The sequence below is a fragment of the Sinosporangium album genome, assembly GCF_900100605.1.
In the GTDB taxonomy this organism is placed as follows: Bacteria; Actinomycetota; Actinomycetes; order Streptosporangiales; family Streptosporangiaceae; genus Sinosporangium; species Sinosporangium album.
In genome coordinates, this window is sequence record NZ_FNCN01000011.1 from 109391 (window position 1) to 124855 (window position 15465).

The 15465-nt window shown below is 71.2% G+C and carries 14 protein-coding genes and 1 CRISPR repeat array; of the genes, 3 read left to right on the forward strand and 11 right to left on the reverse strand.

Annotation, left to right across the window (positions count from 1 at the left end; all coding sequences use genetic code 11):
* Nucleotides 1-3: 3 nt before the first annotated feature.
* Entirely contained in the window at nucleotides 4-309 is a 306-nt protein-coding gene (cas2e, locus tag BLQ73_RS13790; protein ID WP_245691066.1) for a type I-E CRISPR-associated endoribonuclease Cas2e, read from the forward strand.
* Between the two features lie 21 nt (nucleotides 310-330).
* Nucleotides 331-786: a CRISPR direct-repeat array (repeat unit 29 nt; unit sequence GTTTTCCCCGCGCAGGCGGGGGTGGTCCG).
* Between the two features lie 229 nt (nucleotides 787-1015).
* Here cas2e and BLQ73_RS13795 read toward each other — a convergent pair.
* Nucleotides 1016-1699, reverse strand: a complete 684-nt coding sequence (locus tag BLQ73_RS13795) for a MerR family DNA-binding transcriptional regulator (RefSeq protein ID WP_093170833.1) — start codon at nucleotides 1697-1699, stop codon at nucleotides 1016-1018.
* A gap of 144 nt (nucleotides 1700-1843) precedes the next feature.
* Between BLQ73_RS13795 and BLQ73_RS13800 the strand changes: the two genes are divergently transcribed.
* Both BLQ73_RS13800 and BLQ73_RS13805 read left to right on the forward strand, forming a co-directional pair.
* Nucleotides 1844-3646, forward strand: a complete 1803-nt coding sequence (locus BLQ73_RS13800; RefSeq protein WP_093170834.1) for an ABC transporter ATP-binding protein — start codon at nucleotides 1844-1846, stop codon at nucleotides 3644-3646.
* Nucleotides 3643-5385 carry an ABC transporter ATP-binding protein gene (locus BLQ73_RS13805; protein WP_093170835.1) on the forward strand — a complete coding sequence of 581 codons (1743 nt, stop codon included), beginning with the start codon at nucleotides 3643-3645 and terminating at the stop codon, nucleotides 5383-5385. The genes BLQ73_RS13800 and BLQ73_RS13805 overlap by 4 nt, the downstream gene beginning before the upstream one ends.
* Before the next feature lie 179 nt (nucleotides 5386-5564).
* On the opposite strand, the gene BLQ73_RS34615 is transcribed toward BLQ73_RS13805, so the two are convergent.
* From BLQ73_RS34615 to BLQ73_RS13855, 10 genes are all read right to left on the reverse strand, one after another.
* Nucleotides 5565-5984 carry an Atu4866 domain-containing protein gene (locus tag BLQ73_RS34615; protein ID WP_218125842.1) on the reverse strand — a complete coding sequence of 140 codons (420 nt, stop codon included), beginning with the start codon at nucleotides 5982-5984 and terminating at the stop codon, nucleotides 5565-5567.
* Nucleotides 5985-6105: 121 nt separating this feature from the next.
* On the reverse strand, nucleotides 6106-6948 hold the full coding sequence (locus tag BLQ73_RS13815) for a helix-turn-helix transcriptional regulator (RefSeq protein ID WP_093170836.1): 843 nt from the start codon (nucleotides 6946-6948) through the stop codon (nucleotides 6106-6108).
* The gene (locus tag BLQ73_RS13820; RefSeq protein ID WP_093170837.1) at nucleotides 6945-7151 is read right to left on the reverse strand and encodes a hypothetical protein; all 207 of its coding nucleotides are present in this window, start codon (nucleotides 7149-7151) and stop codon (nucleotides 6945-6947) included. The genes BLQ73_RS13815 and BLQ73_RS13820 overlap by 4 nt, the downstream gene beginning before the upstream one ends.
* A gap of 135 nt (nucleotides 7152-7286) precedes the next feature.
* On the reverse strand, nucleotides 7287-8357 hold the full coding sequence (locus BLQ73_RS13825; protein ID WP_176955430.1) for an alcohol dehydrogenase catalytic domain-containing protein: 1071 nt from the start codon (nucleotides 8355-8357) through the stop codon (nucleotides 7287-7289).
* Complete coding sequence (locus tag BLQ73_RS13830) at nucleotides 8357-8650, reverse strand: YciI family protein (RefSeq protein ID WP_093170839.1); 294 nt, start codon at nucleotides 8648-8650, stop codon at nucleotides 8357-8359. The genes BLQ73_RS13825 and BLQ73_RS13830 overlap by 1 nt, the downstream gene beginning before the upstream one ends.
* Nucleotides 8651-8723: 73 nt before the next feature.
* Nucleotides 8724-10373 (reverse strand): FAD-dependent oxidoreductase, encoded by a 1650-nt coding sequence (locus BLQ73_RS13835; RefSeq protein ID WP_245691067.1) that lies wholly within the window; start codon nucleotides 10371-10373, stop codon nucleotides 8724-8726.
* A 13-nt stretch (nucleotides 10374-10386) separates the two neighbouring features.
* Nucleotides 10387-10860: a GlcG/HbpS family heme-binding protein gene (locus BLQ73_RS13840; protein WP_093170841.1), complete on the reverse strand. Its 474-nt coding sequence runs from the start codon at nucleotides 10858-10860 to the stop codon at nucleotides 10387-10389.
* Nucleotides 10857-12455, reverse strand: coding sequence for a GMC family oxidoreductase (locus BLQ73_RS13845; RefSeq protein ID WP_218125843.1), 1599 nt, complete (start codon nucleotides 12453-12455; stop codon nucleotides 10857-10859). Before BLQ73_RS13845 ends, BLQ73_RS13840 begins: the two co-directional genes overlap by 4 nt.
* A 22-nt stretch (nucleotides 12456-12477) precedes the next feature.
* The gene (locus tag BLQ73_RS13850) at nucleotides 12478-13899 is read right to left on the reverse strand and encodes an FAD-dependent oxidoreductase (protein WP_093170842.1); all 1422 of its coding nucleotides are present in this window, start codon (nucleotides 13897-13899) and stop codon (nucleotides 12478-12480) included.
* Nucleotides 13896-15293 carry an amidase gene (locus BLQ73_RS13855; protein ID WP_093170843.1) on the reverse strand — a complete coding sequence of 466 codons (1398 nt, stop codon included), beginning with the start codon at nucleotides 15291-15293 and terminating at the stop codon, nucleotides 13896-13898. The genes BLQ73_RS13850 and BLQ73_RS13855 overlap by 4 nt, the downstream gene beginning before the upstream one ends.
* Nucleotides 15294-15465 lie beyond the last annotated feature (172 nt).

Genomic DNA, 15465 nt, shown 5'->3' on the forward strand with positions numbered 1-15465 from the left:
TCCATGACCGTCATCGCCACCACAGCCATTCCCGACCACCTACGCGGAGCCCTCACCCGCTGGATGATCGAACCCATGCCAGGGCTCTACGTCGGCACTCTCTCCGCCCGAGTCCGCACCGAACTCTGGGCCGCCGTCGCCGCTTCCGTCGGCGACGGCGCTGCCGTACTCCTCCACCCCGACGCCAACGAACAGGGGTTCACCCTCCACACCGCAGGTCATCGCCGCCGCACTCCCATAGACCTCGACGGCCTGACCCTCATCGCCCTCAACCCAGCCGAGCCAGATAACGAATCAGTAAACCCCTGACATCGCCCCAGGTCAGTAAGTGTTTTCCCCGCGCAGGCGGGGGTGGTCCGCAGTACCACAAGCAACCCGCCAACATCCTCTAGTTTTCCCCGCGCAGGCGGGGGTGGTCCGGTAGGGCCGCGTGAGCTTGTTCCATCGGCGTGGTTTTCCCCGCGCAGGCGGGGGTGGTCCGCGGTGGCCCGAGGATTCGGCCAACAAGGCGAGGTTTTCCCCGCGCAGGCGGGGGTGGTCCGAGGCGGTTGAATGGTGCGTCGGGCGACAGCGCGTTTTCCCCGCGCAGGCGGGGGTGGTCCGGAATTTACGGCCCGGAGGGCGCGGTGGATGAAGTTTTCCCCGCGCAGGCGGGGGTGGTCCGCAATCCACCGTGGACTCCCCGCGCCAAGAGCGGTTTTCCCCGCGCAGGCGGGGGTGGTCCGCCAGGGACTGATCGACAGGCGCTCGACCGCGTGTTTTCCCCGCGCAGGCGGAGGTGGTTTGAGCAGCGCGTCTCCGAGGATGACGTAGCCGGGGTTCCGACGAGCAGGAGTCCGCTGGCCGCGGCGGGGCCTCTGATGGAGGCGACGCTGCGGTTGAGCGTGACGAGCGCTGTAGCGTTGCGGATCCGCTCGGCGGGCACGAGGTCCGGCACCACGCCTGTGTTGGTGGGGGAGGAGAAAGGCATGGTGTTCCGGCTTTGAGGGAAGCGTGGGCGGGGGGCGGTCGCCGTTCAGGGTTGCTTTCGCTGGTGTGCGGCGGCCGGCGGTTTGGGGGACCGGCGGTGGCGATTCGTACCCTGCCGGTAGTGGCGTTGTTGGCATGCGCGTGAGCAGTATTTGCGGCGTCGGCCGCGTGCTCGTTGGGTGAAGGGTTTCGTGCAGACGGTGCAGCGGTCCGGCGTTGGGGCTTTTTCGTCACGCTGGGAGTCTGTTTCGTCACGCTTCTGGTGGGTTGCTCCCCGAGGGGGGATCGATTGCGCTGCGGTGACGAGACTCTGGGCGGTGACGAGTCCGCGCGGTGTGTGGTTCATGAGTTCATCGTCGAGGTCCGGGCATTCGGTGACGATGTCATCGTCTGGGCATTGCAGCAGGTGCAGCAGATACGCATGCGCGCTCTGCATCTGCTTGATCTTTTCCTCGACCGCGTCGGCGTGGCGCCTGACGGTGCCTTGCCAGTCGTGGTTCCTGTTTCCCGAGGTTACGACGGATGCGTGTTCGAGGGGCATCGCGGCGGTGACGCAGCACAGGTAGGCGAGGCCGATGTGGCGGAGGCCGGTTTCGGTGTAGACGCGGCGCCCGTTCGTGCGTGGTGGCTCGGGAAGCACGCGTTGGGATTCCCACCATCGCAGCGTGGAGGGGGCGAGGCGGTAGAGGGCCGCCGCTTGGCCGATCGAGACACCCGGTGGATTGCTCATATGCCTATTTGACATCAAGTCACCTTGAAGATCGAGGATAGCAGGTGAGGTTAGGCATACCTTGCTTCCGAGTGTGGAGGCTGCTTCGAGGACTACGGGGCCGTGGATCCAGTATGCGGTGCCGGCCCCAGGAGGAACACAGACATGAGCACGGCTACAGACACACGCGTGGCCGCCGGGTCGGGGTCCCACGCGGACTCCGACCAGTCGGTCGGACTCGCGAAGGCCGGGGCGCTGGCGCGACTTTTCGCTCCGATCCGGACGCACCTCGTGGTCTGCGCGGTCCTGTCGACCCTGAGCGCGGCGGCGGGGATCGTGCCGTACATCGCGGTCGCCGAGATCGCGCGGGCCATGCTCAATGATCCCGCCGGGGCGGGCGCGGCCATCTGGACCTGGGTCGGCATCGGTGCTGCGGGTGCCACGGTGTGGCTGGTGCTGATGGTGCAGTCCTCTCGTGTGGGGCATTATGCGGACGCGAAGATTCTGCACGAGCTGCGCACGCGGATTGTGCGGCACCTCGGCGCGCTGCCGATCGGTTGGTTCCGCGCGTCGGGTTCGGGCAGGGTGAAGCGGGCGATGACGGGCGACCTTGAGGAGATGCACGAGGTCATCGCGCACGCTTTGGGGCAGCTGACCGGGGCGGTCACGGTGGTGCTCGTGGGGGCGGGCTACCTGTTCTCCGTTGACGTGCCCATGGCGCTGATCGCGCTGGGGGTCCTCGTCGTGATGGGGATCTTCTACCGCATCTCCATGCGGTCCATGACGGCCCATGTGAACCGTCTGATCGTCGCCGACACGCGGATCAGCGCCGCCAGTGTCGAGTACGCCGACGGGATCCAGGTGGTGAAGACGTTCGGCACCGGGGGCCGCGTCCTGCGCCGCTTCGACGACGCTGTGGACGAGCACACGCAGGCGTTCGCGGCATGGGTCGCCGAGGTGCGCCACAGTTCGGCGGCATCGCGGCTGTTCGGCTCGGAGATGGCGGTTCTGACCGCCGTGATGGCCGCCGGGCTGGCCTTCGTCTCCCAAGGGTCGCTCGCGGTCGCGGATCTCGTGCCGTTCCTGGTGGTCGCGGTCGGGATGCCGAACTCGATCCTGCCGGCCGTGACCGCCTCCCAAGGGGTGCGGAAGGGCCGGATGGGCGCGGCCAACATCGAGCGGCTGCTGTCCCGCCCGCCGCTGCCGGAGCCCGAACGCCCGCAGAAGCCGCAGGGGCATGGTGTTGAGTTCGATCAGGTGTCGTTCTCCTACGACGGGGTGACCAACGCCGTCGAGGATGTCAGCGCCGTCTGCCCGCCGGGTACGGTGACCGCGATCGTGGGGCCGTCGGGAGCCGGCAAGACCACGCTCACGAGTCTGCTGCCGCGGTTCTACGACGTGACGGCCGGGGCGATCCGGATCGGCGGGGTCGATGTGCGCTCGATCCCGTCGGCCGACCTGCTGGGGTCGATGTCGCTGGTGTTCCAGGATGTCGCCCTGCTGCGCGACAGCGTCGCGGAGAACATCCGGATCGGCCGGCCCGACGCCGACGACGCCGAGGTCCGGCGGGCGGCGGTCGCGGCGCACATCCACGATGTGATCGAGCGTCTGCCCGGCGGGTATGACACGCTGCTCGACGGGGGCGGAGGCAGCCTGTCCGGCGGTGAGCGCCAGCGGCTGACGATCGCGCGGGCGATCCTGTCCGGGGCGCCGGTCGTGGTCCTGGACGAGGCGACGGCCGCGCTGGACGCCGACAGTGAGTCGGCGGTCCAGGAGGCGCTCGCGACTTTGGCGGTCGGCAAGACGGTGATCGTGATCGCCCACCGGCTGCACACGATCGTCGGCGCCGACCAGATCCTCGTCTTCGACAACGGGCGGTTGGTCGAGCGGGGTCCCCACGATGAACTGCTCGCGCGCGAAGGGCTGTACGCCCGGATGTGGGCCGCACAGGAAGGAGTGCTCGCGTGATCCGCCGGTTGTACCGCCTGTGGCCGGAGCCCAAGCTGCTGGCCCGCCTATGGCTGCTCACGGGGGCTCAGGCCGTACTGCAAGGCCTGCTGCTGGCCGTGCTCGTCCCCGTCCTCGCCGCCGTCATCCGACCCGAGCCCGACCTGGCCGCGGCCACTCCGTGGCTTGTTCTGGGCGGGATCGGCGCGGTCGCGTATGCGGTGCTGAGCATCATCGCCACCCCGGTGGGTTTCAAAGCGGCCGGCACGCTCGCGGCGCAGCTGCGGCGGCGGCTGATGCGCCATGTGAGCACGCTGCCGCTGGGCTGGTTCACCGCTGAGAACAAGGCGCGGCTCGCGCGGGGGGTGACCGCGGACGTGGGCGACGCCGCGCACCTCGCCGTGACGGTCGCCGGCCCAGCGATCACCTCGACGCTGCTGCCCGCCACCGTCGTCGTGGTGACGTTCACGGTCGACTGGCGGATGGCGCTGCTGTTCTGTGTGACCGCGCTGGTCGCTTATTGGGCGCTGCAGCGGGCCGCGCGGATCTCCGAGATCGCCGAGATCGAGCTGGAACGGGCGGCCGTGGGAGTCGCGGGTCGGGCGATCGAACTGGGCCAGGCCCAGCCGGTCCTGCGGGCCGCCGGCCATGCCGAAGGCACGCCCCGGATGCATGCCGCGCTGGAGGAGCACCGCGAGGTCTACCGGGAGGGCATGCGCCGCGCGCGGCGGCCGTTCTTCGTCTACACCGCGGTCATCGCGGGCGGCTTCGTGGCGGCGCTGGCGCTGGCCGGGGAGCTCCTGCTGAGCGGCCGCATCGAGCTCGCGGGGGCGATCGCACTGCTCGTGCTGGCCGCCCGCTTCCTGGAGCCGCTCGGCAACCTCATCGAGCTCATCGGGGCCCTGCGCGCGATGACCAACAAGATCGGGCGTGTCGAGGAGCTGCTGGCCGCTCCCGCGCTGCCGACGGCGGCCGATCCGGTGCGCGGGATCGACGCGGCCGACGTCGAGTTCTCGCATGTCAGCTTCACCTATCCAGGTGGTGACAGCCCGGCGCTGCGCGACGTGTCGCTGCGCTGCCGGCCGGGCACCACCACCGCGCTGGTCGGGTCGTCGGGCTCGGGGAAGACGACGGTGACCCGTCTCATCGCCCGGTTCTTCGACGTCGACTCGGGGCAGGTGCGCATCGGTGGCGTCGACGTCCGCGAACTCGATCCGGCCGCCTTGCTCGACGAGATCGCCATCGTCTTCCAGGACGTCTACCTGTTCGACGACACCATCGAGAACAATCTGCGTCTGGCCCGGCCGGAGGCGACGTGGGACGAGCTGGAGAAGGCCGCCGGCGCGGCGCGGCTCGATGAGGTGATCGAGCGCCTGCCGCACGGTTGGCAGACCCGCGTGGGTGAGGCCGGAGCCCAGCTGTCGGGCGGTGAACGTCAACGCGTCGCGATCGCCCGGGCGATCCTCAAGCAGGCGCGCATCGTGCTCGTCGACGAGGCCAGCTCCGCGCTCGACCCGGAGAACGAGGCCGCGATCACGCAGGCCATCGCCAATCTCGGTGACGACCCCGACCGTACGGTGGTCGTGATCGCCCACCGTCCCGCCACTTTGGCCGCGGCGGATCACGTGGTCTCGCTCGACGGCGGAGTGGTCATCGAGTCGGGCACGCCCGATGAGCTGCTGCGTACGGGCGGGGCGTTCGCGCGCCTCAACCGGCAGTACGAGCGGGCGCGGCACTGGCGTATCGCCAACCACGGGTGAGGTGCCCGCGTTCGAACGGACGGGGACCGGTGACCGGGGACGTGGACTTCCCCGGTCACCGTTTCCAGGTCCCCCCACCTGACGCCTTCGGGCAGGCGCTCAAGCTGGATGTCGCCATGCCGGGGCTGCCCGCCACGGGCCGTCACCACCGGAAGCGGAGGTCGTCGCGGGCGGCCCGGTCAGCGCTCGCGGTGGAAGATCATGCCGCCGTGGTGCAGTGTGTCGGCGTCGACGAAGGTGCCGTCGGCGGTGAAACCGGTGTCGTCGACGTAGTCGATCTGGTTGCCGGTGATGGTGTAGCTGCCGGTGTAGGCGCTCTTGCGGGTACCGCGCGCCTCGTCGTAGCGGCCGTCGGCGGTGAGCTCCTGGCGGATGTGTCCGTCTGCGGTGACCCACATGCCGACGTACGGGTGGCGGGCGGTGCTGGTGGATGTCACGGAGGGCTCCCGGCTGTCGGAGGTGGTGGGCGAAGGGGGGAGGGGGGTGGCCGAGGGGAGGGCTGCGCCCTGGTCGGAGGCCTCGTTCGTGGAACAGGCGGCGAGGGTGAGGGCAAAGGTGAGAGCGGCGGTGGCGGTGATGGCGCGTCTGCGCATGGTCATGGGAGGGGGCTCCTGTCAGGGGCGGCGCACGGTGCGCGGCCCCGACCCGACGGCATGTCTTCTGGGCGGAAGCGGCGATCCACGTCCGAAGCCTCGGAGGCTTCGGCGGCGAGCTAAGCGCTCACACAGGCCGTTCCTGTACGGCGTGAGCCGTACCGAGCCGGTAACCGCCGAGTATGGCCAGGGCGTCGGAGGAGGGGCTCCCCGGTTCGGCCTGGTAGACGACCAACTGCTGGCCGGGGCTGGAGTTGACGGTCAGCGATTGATAGCTCAGCTCGATGTCGCCGACGAGGTGGTGGTGGAACCGCTTGGTCTCAGCGGTCTTGCTGCGCACGTCGTGCCGTGACCACAGGTGGGCGAAGTCGGCGCTCTTCAGGGACAGCCCGCCGACCAGCCTGATCAGGGCCGGGTCGTCCAGGTCCGCGCCGGCCCCGGCGCGCAGTGCCGCCACGCAGTTCTCGGCGATGACATTCCAGTCGCGGTAGAAGGTCCGGGCGGCCGGACGGAGGAACACCGAGGCGATCAGATTCGTCTCCTCGCCCATCCAGTCGAACAGCGCTTCGCCGAGAGGATTGGCGGCCAACTGGGTGAGGTAGCGGTCGAAGATGAGCGCGGGGGTGGTGTGCCAACCGTCCATGAGGCGGATCAGGGAGGCGTCGGCATACGCGGTGCGGGTGGATCGTTTGCGCGGCGGTGCGGGGCGTGCCAGGGTGCGCAGGTGGTCGGCCGCGTCGGCGCTCAGGCCCAGAGCCGTCGCGAGGGCTTCGACGACCTGGGACGAGGGGTGTTTGTCGCGGCCTTGTTCCAGCCGGATGTAGTAGTCGGTGGACACTCCGGCCAGGATCGCGACCTCTTCGCGGCGCAGACCCGGTGTGCGGCGCTTACCGGCGGGCAGTCCGTGATGCGCGGGGTCGGCCGCGGCGCGGCGGGCGCGCAGGAACTCTCCGAGACGGTTGCCGGTCATGAGGAAGAGCCTAGGGTGTCGACGCCCAGGCTCCAGGCCGTGGTCAGGTGCTGCTTGGCGACTTTCCAGCCTTCGCCGGTGCGGACGACGATCTCGAAATGCGTGTTGAGCAGGTAGTGGCCGCGGATGGCCTCCTTGTCGGCGAGGGCGGTCAGGGCGGTCAGCGTCTCGCTCGCCGGGGCCGGGGTGGGAGCGTCGGTCACGAAAGGTTCCTTCCGGTGTGCCCCTTGGAGGGCGTGATGGTGTCACCGTACGGACGACCTGCACATGCCGGGTAGACCTGTCGCTCCCACCCGCCGCCCGCCCCCGGCCGGGCGGTGCCGCCGATCGGGCCCCGACTACCGGCCGGGGCCGTCGACCGTGACGAGGACCTTGCGCACGTGTTCCGCTTGGGTGTGCATGACGTCGAATGCGCGCTCGATCTGGTGGAAGCCGAAGCGGTGGGTGATGAGGCGGGCGAACCGTTCTTGGTGCCGCGCGATGAGCCGCAGGCCGTCACCGATCAGGTCGAGGCTGTTGCGGCTGCCGAGGATGTCGAGTTCCTTCAGCGGGATCGTCCGCAGGGGGAGGCGTGCGTCGCGGTCGGAGATGCCGACCGCGACGACCCTGCCTGTGGGCGCGGCGACGTCCAGCGCCGCGGCGAAGGCCGAGGGCGACCCTGTCGCCTCGATCACTACGGTCACAGGCCTTGTCGAGTCGGTGGCGGTCAGCGCGGATATCTGCGGGCCTGTGGGGAACGCCGCCGCGGGGTCGACCACGATGGCTTCGACCGCGCCGAATTCCTTGGCCGTCTCCGCGCGCTCGGGCAGGGTGTCGGCGGCGACGACGTCGACGCCGAGCTCTCTCAAGTAGAGCGTGGAGATCAGCCCGATGGGCCCGCACCCGATGACGAGAGCGAGTTCGCCCGCGTGGGCGCGGCTGCGGCGTACGGCCTGCATGGCGATGCTTGCGGGCTCGCCGAGCGGCGCGAGCTCGCTCGGCAGCCCGGGTGGCACCTTCCGCAGTGTCTCGACCGGAGCCAGGATGTACTGGGCCAGTGCGCCGTCCTCGTAGCAGCCGAGCACCGAGACGCGCTCGCATACGTTGGGGCGGCCGACGCGGCAGGCGTAGCAGGCCCCGCACGAGCGGACGGGGGACAGCACGACGGTGTCACCGCACGCGATCGAGGCACCCGAAGCGTCCGAGGTGTCAGAGGTGTCGGAGTCCGCCACCTGTTCGACCCGGCCGACGACCTCGTGCCCCTGGACGATCGGGAAGGGGTTGAGGTATTCGCCCTGCCAGATGTGCAGGTCGGTTCCGCACAGCGTGACGTGCTCGACGCGGACGAGCGCGGTGCCGGCCGTGGGGGTGGGGATCGGCCGCTCCTGATACTCCAGGGTGCCGGCGGCCACCGTGGTGGCGGCCTTCATTATTCGAGCGCTGCCTTCGCGAACGCCACGTTCCATGTTCTGATATCCCTTTCTCGGATGACGCCGGCCGACCAGAACGGGTCGTGATCGAGGGACCGCTCGACCGCGGCCGGGTCGTCCGCGCGGACGACGATCAGCGCCCCGGGGCGGTCGTCGTGTTCCAGACGTCCGCTGAGGACGAGCGTGTCGGCCTCGAAGAGCCCGCGGAGGAAGGCGACGTGGGCCGGCCGGTGGCGGTCGCGTTCGACCGCGCTGCCTTCGGCGTACTCATAGCGCACCGCGTACAGAGTCATCCGGTCTCCTTCCCGGTCCTGCCACGTCGGCCTGTCACGTCTGCCCGGCACGTCGCTCTTTCACGTCGCCCTGTCACGTCTGCCGGGCGAACTCTGCAGAGGCGGCGGGCTTGACGTAGCCGAACCGGCTCATGGGGGTCAGCGCGCCGATCTCGGGCCACTCCAGCGGGATGTCGAGCTGTGTCCGCAGCAGGCGCTGGAAGTCGGCGAGTATGCGTTCGTCCTCGTGTACCCGCGCCGGTGCCGACCCTTCGCGCACGCAGAACGCGGCGAGCGCGCCGGCCGCCTCTCCGACGGCCCACTCCACGGGATGCACCCGGTAGGCGCCGTTGGTGATGTGCGTCGTGCCGATGTTCTTGGCGGCGGCTATCAGGTTCGACACGCGCACGGGAAGGAGCGCGCCGAGCGGGATCTGGAAGGGCCAGGTGTCGATGTCGACGCTGTTGCGGCCGGAGGTCGACGGGTGGAGGTCCATCCGGTAGGCGCCGATGCCGACGGTGTCGGCGAACGGCTCCGCGCCCGTCCGCCCCTCCCGCGCCTCCACGCCGAGGTGGGACTCCGTGACCGTGAAGCGGGCGCGGATACGGCGTGCCTCCCGGATGTACGGCTCCATCGCCAGTCCGTCCTCCGTGCCGGTGAGGTCGGGGCGGGGGCGCAAGCCCGGGTAGCCGAATCCGCCGTCGTGGCGCGGAGCCTCGGTCTGGATCCAGTAGATCAGCGAGAGCGAGAGCTGGCGGGCGCCCTCAAGGGCCAGGGCCCTCTGCTCCTCGTCGACTCCGAGCAGCGGACGGTCGAAGTAGTCCATCATCGGCCACACCGCGGCCGACAGGTCGGACTCCCACTCGTCGTCGAACTGGTGGGACGCCAGGATGCGCCGGGAGGACCACAGGTCGTAGCGGAGCCCCGACTCCTGCACCTCGTCCGTGAAGAGCGGGCGCGGACGCGGCTTGTGGGTCACGTAGTCGGAGATCTGCCACCCGAGGAAGGGCCCCGGCCAGAACTCCGGCCGGTAGGAACGCCAGTAGTCGTACTGCTCGGGGCGGTCGATCGTGTAGTCGCCCTCCGGGACGTAGCCCAGGACCATCGCCCAGGTCACGGCCTGCTGGTCGAGGGGGTCGGCGACGTCGGGCGCGTGCGGCTCGCCCGTCTCGCCGCGGCTCTCGGCTCCGATGACATGCTCGGCCGACGCCTTGTCGATGAGGTCGCCGAGTTCGCTGGCGTCGAGGTAGTAGCGCGCCTCGTACTCCTGCACGGCGCCGCTGCGCCCGCGCACGCCGATCGAGCGGATGCGGTCGCCCTCGACGTGCGCCTCGGCCAGCGTGGAATGTTTGAGCACACGCAGCCTGCCGCGGCTCATCCACGGGTACAGCTCGCTTTCCAGCACCAGTTGGGCGACGTACGGCTCGTGCGTGAGCGGCCCGACGTTGCCCAGCCCGGGGTTGAAGGCGGGCCGGCTCCGGCCTCGGGCGGAGACCGGATACCTGTCGAAGTAGAAGCGGCGCACCGCGTCGCGGAAGCCGCGATAGCTCGCGGAGCATCCGAACGACTCGATCCAGGGGTGCTCGTCCGGCGGTACGGCTTGCGCCGACACCTGCCCGCCGATCCACTCGCCGGGGACGACGAGCAGGACGGTGGCGCCGGTTTTCACGGCGGCGAGGGCGGCGGCGACGCCGCCGAGGCCTCCGCCGTACACGGCGACGTCGAACCGTTGTCTTGCTTGCACGTGGGTCTCCATGTCATGCGTTGGGGGAGGTGGTGTGCGGGACCGGCGGCGCATCGGCCGCGGCGGTGAGATACGCCGAGACGGCCGCCTCCGCGATCTCGGCGTCCTGCTCGCCGGTGCCGCCGCTGACTCCGACGGCGCCGAAGCAGTAGCCGCCGACGAGCAGCGGCAGCCCGCCGGCGAAGGTCGCGATCGGTGCGGCGACGGCGGCCGGCAGGCCGAAGTACGGCGCGCCGGGCTGCACGGCGGCGGCGAGCGACTCGGAGGGCCTGCCGAAGCCGGCCGCCGCGCGGGCCTTCGCCAGCGCGAGGTCGGAGGTGGCGGGGAGCGCGTCCTCGTCGCGGCATCCGGCGGCGGGGGCGCCGGTCCGGTCCACGACGACGACGGCGACCTTGGTGGCGATGCTCTCGGCGTGCCGCAGCGCCGCCTCGACGGCGGCCAGCGCCCGGCGGCCCGAGACGACCGCGCGTTCGGTGTGCCGGGTCATGAGGCGGCCTCCGGGAGGGTGTCGATCCGGAGCCGGTCGCCGAGTATCAGCTCGGCGGCCTTCTCGCCGATCATCACGGTGGGGGCGTGGGTGTTGACGCTCGGCACCGTCGGCATGATCGAGGCGTCGGCGACGCGGACGCCCTCGACGCCGCGCACCCGCAGCTCCGGGTCGACGACCGCCCCGTCGTCGATGCCCATGCGGCAGGTGCCGACCTGGTGGTGGTAGGTGATGCAGGTCCGCCGTACGTATGTCTCCAGCTCGGCCCGCGTCGGGTGCGGGTGCGCGGGGGCGAGCAGGGAGGCCTTCAGGTGGGTGAAGGCGCCGCCGGCGGCGATCGCGAGCGCGATCTCGACGGCGGAGATCATGGCGTCGACGTCGTAGCGCTGGGTCAGGTAGGCGGGGTCGATGACCGGGGTGTCGGACAGGTCCGCCGAACGCAGGGTGAGGCGCCCGCGGGACTTGGGGCGCATGATTCCCGCACCGATGGTGAACCCGAAGTCCGGCACCGGGTAGCCGTCGACCGGCTTGACGAAGTGCAGGAGGAGCGGCTGGAGGTCGGGGACGGCGATCCGCTCGTGGCTCCGCCAGAACAGGGCCGTGTCCATGAAGTTGTCGCCGGGCGACGGCAGGGGTTCGGGGACGCCGAACAGCACCGGAGCGAGGGCGTGGTCCTGGAGGTTCTCTCCCACGCCGGGGGAGTCGACCTCGACGCCGACCCCGAGGCGCGCCAGGTCCCGCTCGGGGCCGATCCCGGAGCGGAGCAGGATGGCGGGCGACTCGACGACACCGGCCGACAGGACGACCTCCCGGCGCGCGCGCACCGTGCGCGCCCGGCCCGAGTCGTCGACGAGCCGGACACCGGTGCACCGGCCGTTCTCGATCACGAGCCTTTCGACCCTCGTCCCGGTGAGGAGCGTGAGGCGGGGGCTGCCCGCGACCGGCCGGAGGAAGGCTTGCGAGGTCGAGGCGCGCCGCCCCGCGCCGACGGTGAGGTCCACCGTCCCCGCGCCCTCCAGCGTCTCGCCGTTGAAGTCGTGGTTCTCGGGGATGCCGATGGCCTTGGCGCCTTCGATGAAGGCCCGGCTGACGGGATTGTCGCGGGGGACGGGCGTGACGGCCATCGGCCCGGAGGCGCCGTGCCAGGGCGTCTCGCCGAGGGCGTGCCGTTCGCTGCGGAGGAACAGCGGGAAGACCGAGTCCCACCCCCAGCCGCGGCAGCCGTCGTACTCCCAGGCGTCATAGTCGCGCCGGTGGCCCCGGACGTAGATCATTCCGTTGATGGAGCTGCTTCCGCCCAGCACCTTGCCCCGCGGCCAGGCCAGCACGCGGTCGTACAGACCGCGTTGCGGCGTGGTCGTGTAGGCCCAGTCGTACGGACCGCCCCACAGCGTGCGCCAGGAGCTCGGATCGCCGAGCGGTTCGACGCCGCGGTCGCTGCCCCCGGCCTCCACGACGAGGACGTCGCCGACGTCGGAGTCCACCAGACGCCGCGCGATCACGCTTCCCGCCGACCCCGATCCGACAACGACATAGTCGAACTCGTCCCGGTCTTTCATCTCCGCGTTCCTCTCCGTGCCTGTCCGTGCTGTCATTGCCCTCTCCTCGGCGGCCTGATCACCGGTCGTCGTACGGCACAGCCGCCGCGGCGTCGAGGACCGCCCCGCCGCGCGCCAGCGCGGCCGTCAGCGCGGCGGTGTCGAGCGCGAGCGGCGTGGCCGACGCGGCGGCGCTGAGGGCCGCGGCCGAACCGGCCGCCTGCCCGAGCGCCATGGCGGTGCCCATATGCCGGAGACCGGCCATCCCCTTGCGGGTGGCCGACACGCACCGGCCCGCGACGAGCATGCCGTCGACCCCGCGGGGGACGAGGGCGCGGTAAGGGATGGGGAAGGGCCGGTCGGGCACGGCGAGCGAGATGCCGCCGCCCGCGGCGTGGTGGACGTCGAGCGGGCCCGCCCCCAGCGCGATCACGTCCTCGAAGGCCGTGCCGTACAGGACGTCGTGCTCGTCCACGACGTAGTGGCCGACGACCCGCCAGGTCTCCCGCACCCCGATCCAGGACGCCAGCGTGCCGAGTCGCGCGTTCTCGAATCCGGGGAGCGAGCCGCGCAGGAACGGGATCAGCCCGTCGATCATCCGCCGACCCTCGATCTCGGCGAGCGCCAACTCGGACTCGTCGGTGCCGTCCCGGCCGGTGACCCTCGTCATCAGGACGATGGCGTCGTCGCCGTGCGGCGAGCTGAGCACCGGCAGCAGCTTCTGCGCCAGCACACCCCGGCGCAGCCCTTCCTCGGCTATCCGCCGCTTCTCCTCGCGCGGCAGCGCCCTGAACCGTGCCACGTCGACCCCGACCACGCGGGCGATCTGCGTCATCGGCTGGCGCTTGCGGGGGTCCTCACGCGCGGCTTCCCGCTCCGCGCCCGCCCTGACCGCGATCGAACCGTGCGCGCTCGCGTCGACCACGGTCGTGGCGAGCAGCGCCCTGCGCTCCACGGGGCCCTGGTAGACCACGCCCACGCACGCGGAACCGTCCATCACGGGCTCGACGGCCTGCGCGTGGAGGTACGGCGTGACGCCGGCGTCGACCAGCATCCCGTCGAGCACGATCTTGAGCACTTCGGGGTCGAACGGGAAAGTGATCACATCGATGGGGTTGTCACTGGCCTCGGCCAGCACATAGCGCCCGAAGCCGGGGGAGGCGTCCCGTGCGACGAGACGCTCGGTCACCTCCAGCGGGATGCCTCCGACGACGCGCAGGTCCTTCCAGAAGAAGCCCATGAAGCTCGCGACCATCGCGCCGGTGGCCGTGCCCCCGAGGAAGGCCGCCCGCTCGACGAGCGCGGTGCGCGCGCCCTCGCGGGCCGCGGCGATCGCGGCGCACACGCCGGCCGGCCCACCTCCCACGACGACGACGTCGAACGTCGCCGCGACGGGGACCGTGCCCGCGTCCTCAAGGACGGCGTCGCCGTGTCGCCCGGCTCGTACGGCTCGTACGGCGGGGCCGCGGCGGTCGCGATCGCCCGGTTCGCTCGACGTCACGGAAGGTCCTCGGCGTCCGCGTCGTCCTCGTAGTCCGCATCGTCACGGCCGTCTCCGCCGGCGTCGTGGATCGACCTCGCCAGGCCGTACAGCGCGGACTCGGTGCCGGGAGCGCCGATCAGCTGGATCCCGATGGGCAGCCCGTCCGGGTCGCGCCCGCCGGTGACGCTCACCGAGGGCAGCCCGGTGACGGCGGCCGCGGAGATGTAGCGGACAAGGGCGGCGTCGCGCTCCACGAGGTTCCCTGGAGCCGTCTCCACGGAGTCGGCGTACTGGGGCAGCCGGGTGAAGGGGAAGGTCGGAAGCACGAGCACGCCGTCCGTGCCGAGCGCGTGCAGTGCGCGGCGCGTGAGTTCGAACCGCTGTGCCGCCGCGCTCAGGTAGTCCTCGCGCGGGATGAGGGCGCCTTGCTCAAAGGCGCCGCGGACGTCGGAGCCGTATTCGTCCGCGCGTTCCGGCAGCCATGTCTCGTGCAGGTCGGCCCCCTCGCGCAGGTAGGTGGTGGTCGCGACGTCGATGCTGTCGAGCACCCACCCGGTGTCGGTGGTCCGGTCGATCCGCCCCCGGCCCCGAAGCCTCTCGACGACCGCCGCCAGCGTCTCGTGTACGGGTTCGGCGACGTCGTCGAGGGGGAGCGGGAGCAGGCGGAGGCGATCGGGTTCCGGCCGCCTCCGCACCCGCGGGTCCCGGCCGGAGATGACCCTGAACACCTCCGCGTTGTCGTCGACCGTGCGGGTGATGGGGCCGACCGTGTCCATGCTGAGGGCGAGGGGGAAGACCCCGTGCAGCGGCACGCTCCACGCCGTGGGGCGCAGCCCGACCGTTCCGGTGAGCGCTGCGGGCATCCGGATCGAGCCGCATGTGTCGGTGCCCAGAGCCACCATGGTGAGACCGGCCGCGACGGCGGCGGCCGAGCCTCCCGAGGAGCCGCCAGCCGACAGGCCCGCCCCGAGAGGGTTGCCGACCGTACCGAAATGCGGGTTCTCGCTGGTGCCGCCCATGGCGAACTCGTGCATGTTGGTGCTGCCGACGATCACGGCTCCGGCCGCCCTCAACCGGGCGACGACCGTCGCGTCGTCGGTGGGCACCCGACCCGCCAGCACGCGGCTGCCGGCCTGCGTTACCCGCCCGCCGACGTCGATGTTGTCCTTCACCCCCACCGTCACGCCCGCGAGCGGCAGATCCCGCCCGGCGGCGAGCGCGGCGTCGACCCGCCGGGCCTGCGCGCGCGCCCCGTCACGGTCGACCCAGATGAACGACCGCAGGTCGGCGTCGACGGCGTCGATCGCGGCGAGCGCCCGCTCGACCGACTCCAGCGCCGTCGTGCGGCCGGCGCGGAGCCGCCGGCGCAGCTCGCGCACGCTCGGCTGCGGCAGTGCGATGTTCTCCGCCACGGCCTACCTCACCCGCGTTTCCGGCCGCCGGCCCTCGAAGCCGGCGGTGGTGGACGACGACGGGGGCGGCAGGCAGGCGGGCGCTGGCAGCGGCGCACGCGCGGGAGGCGCCGCGGTCTCCGTGATGTTCATCAATATCCTTTCCTTCATCCGGGTGTCCGGGTGTCCGGGT

Bases quoted from the DNA above. Each gene is read 5' to 3' on its own strand.
- cas2e (WP_245691066.1), top strand. From the start codon at position 4: ATGACCGTCATCGCCACCACAGCCATTCCCGACCACCTACGCGGAGCC.
- BLQ73_RS13795 (WP_093170833.1), bottom strand. From the start codon at position 1,699: ATGAGCAATCCACCGGGTGTCTCGATCGGCCAAGCGGCGGCCCTCTAC.
- BLQ73_RS13800 (WP_093170834.1), top strand. From the start codon at position 1,844: ATGAGCACGGCTACAGACACACGCGTGGCCGCCGGGTCGGGGTCCCAC.
- BLQ73_RS34615 (WP_218125842.1), bottom strand. From the start codon at position 5,984: ATGACCATGCGCAGACGCGCCATCACCGCCACCGCCGCTCTCACCTTT.
- BLQ73_RS13815 (WP_093170836.1), bottom strand. From the start codon at position 6,948: ATGACCGGCAACCGTCTCGGAGAGTTCCTGCGCGCCCGCCGCGCCGCG.
- BLQ73_RS13825 (WP_176955430.1), bottom strand. From the start codon at position 8,357: ATGAAGGCCGCCACCACGGTGGCCGCCGGCACCCTGGAGTATCAGGAG.
- BLQ73_RS13830 (WP_093170839.1), bottom strand. From the start codon at position 8,650: ATGACTCTGTACGCGGTGCGCTATGAGTACGCCGAAGGCAGCGCGGTC.
- BLQ73_RS13840 (WP_093170841.1), bottom strand. From the start codon at position 10,860: ATGACCCGGCACACCGAACGCGCGGTCGTCTCGGGCCGCCGGGCGCTG.
- BLQ73_RS13845 (WP_218125843.1), bottom strand. From the start codon at position 12,455: ATGACAGCACGGACAGGCACGGAGAGGAACGCGGAGATGAAAGACCGG.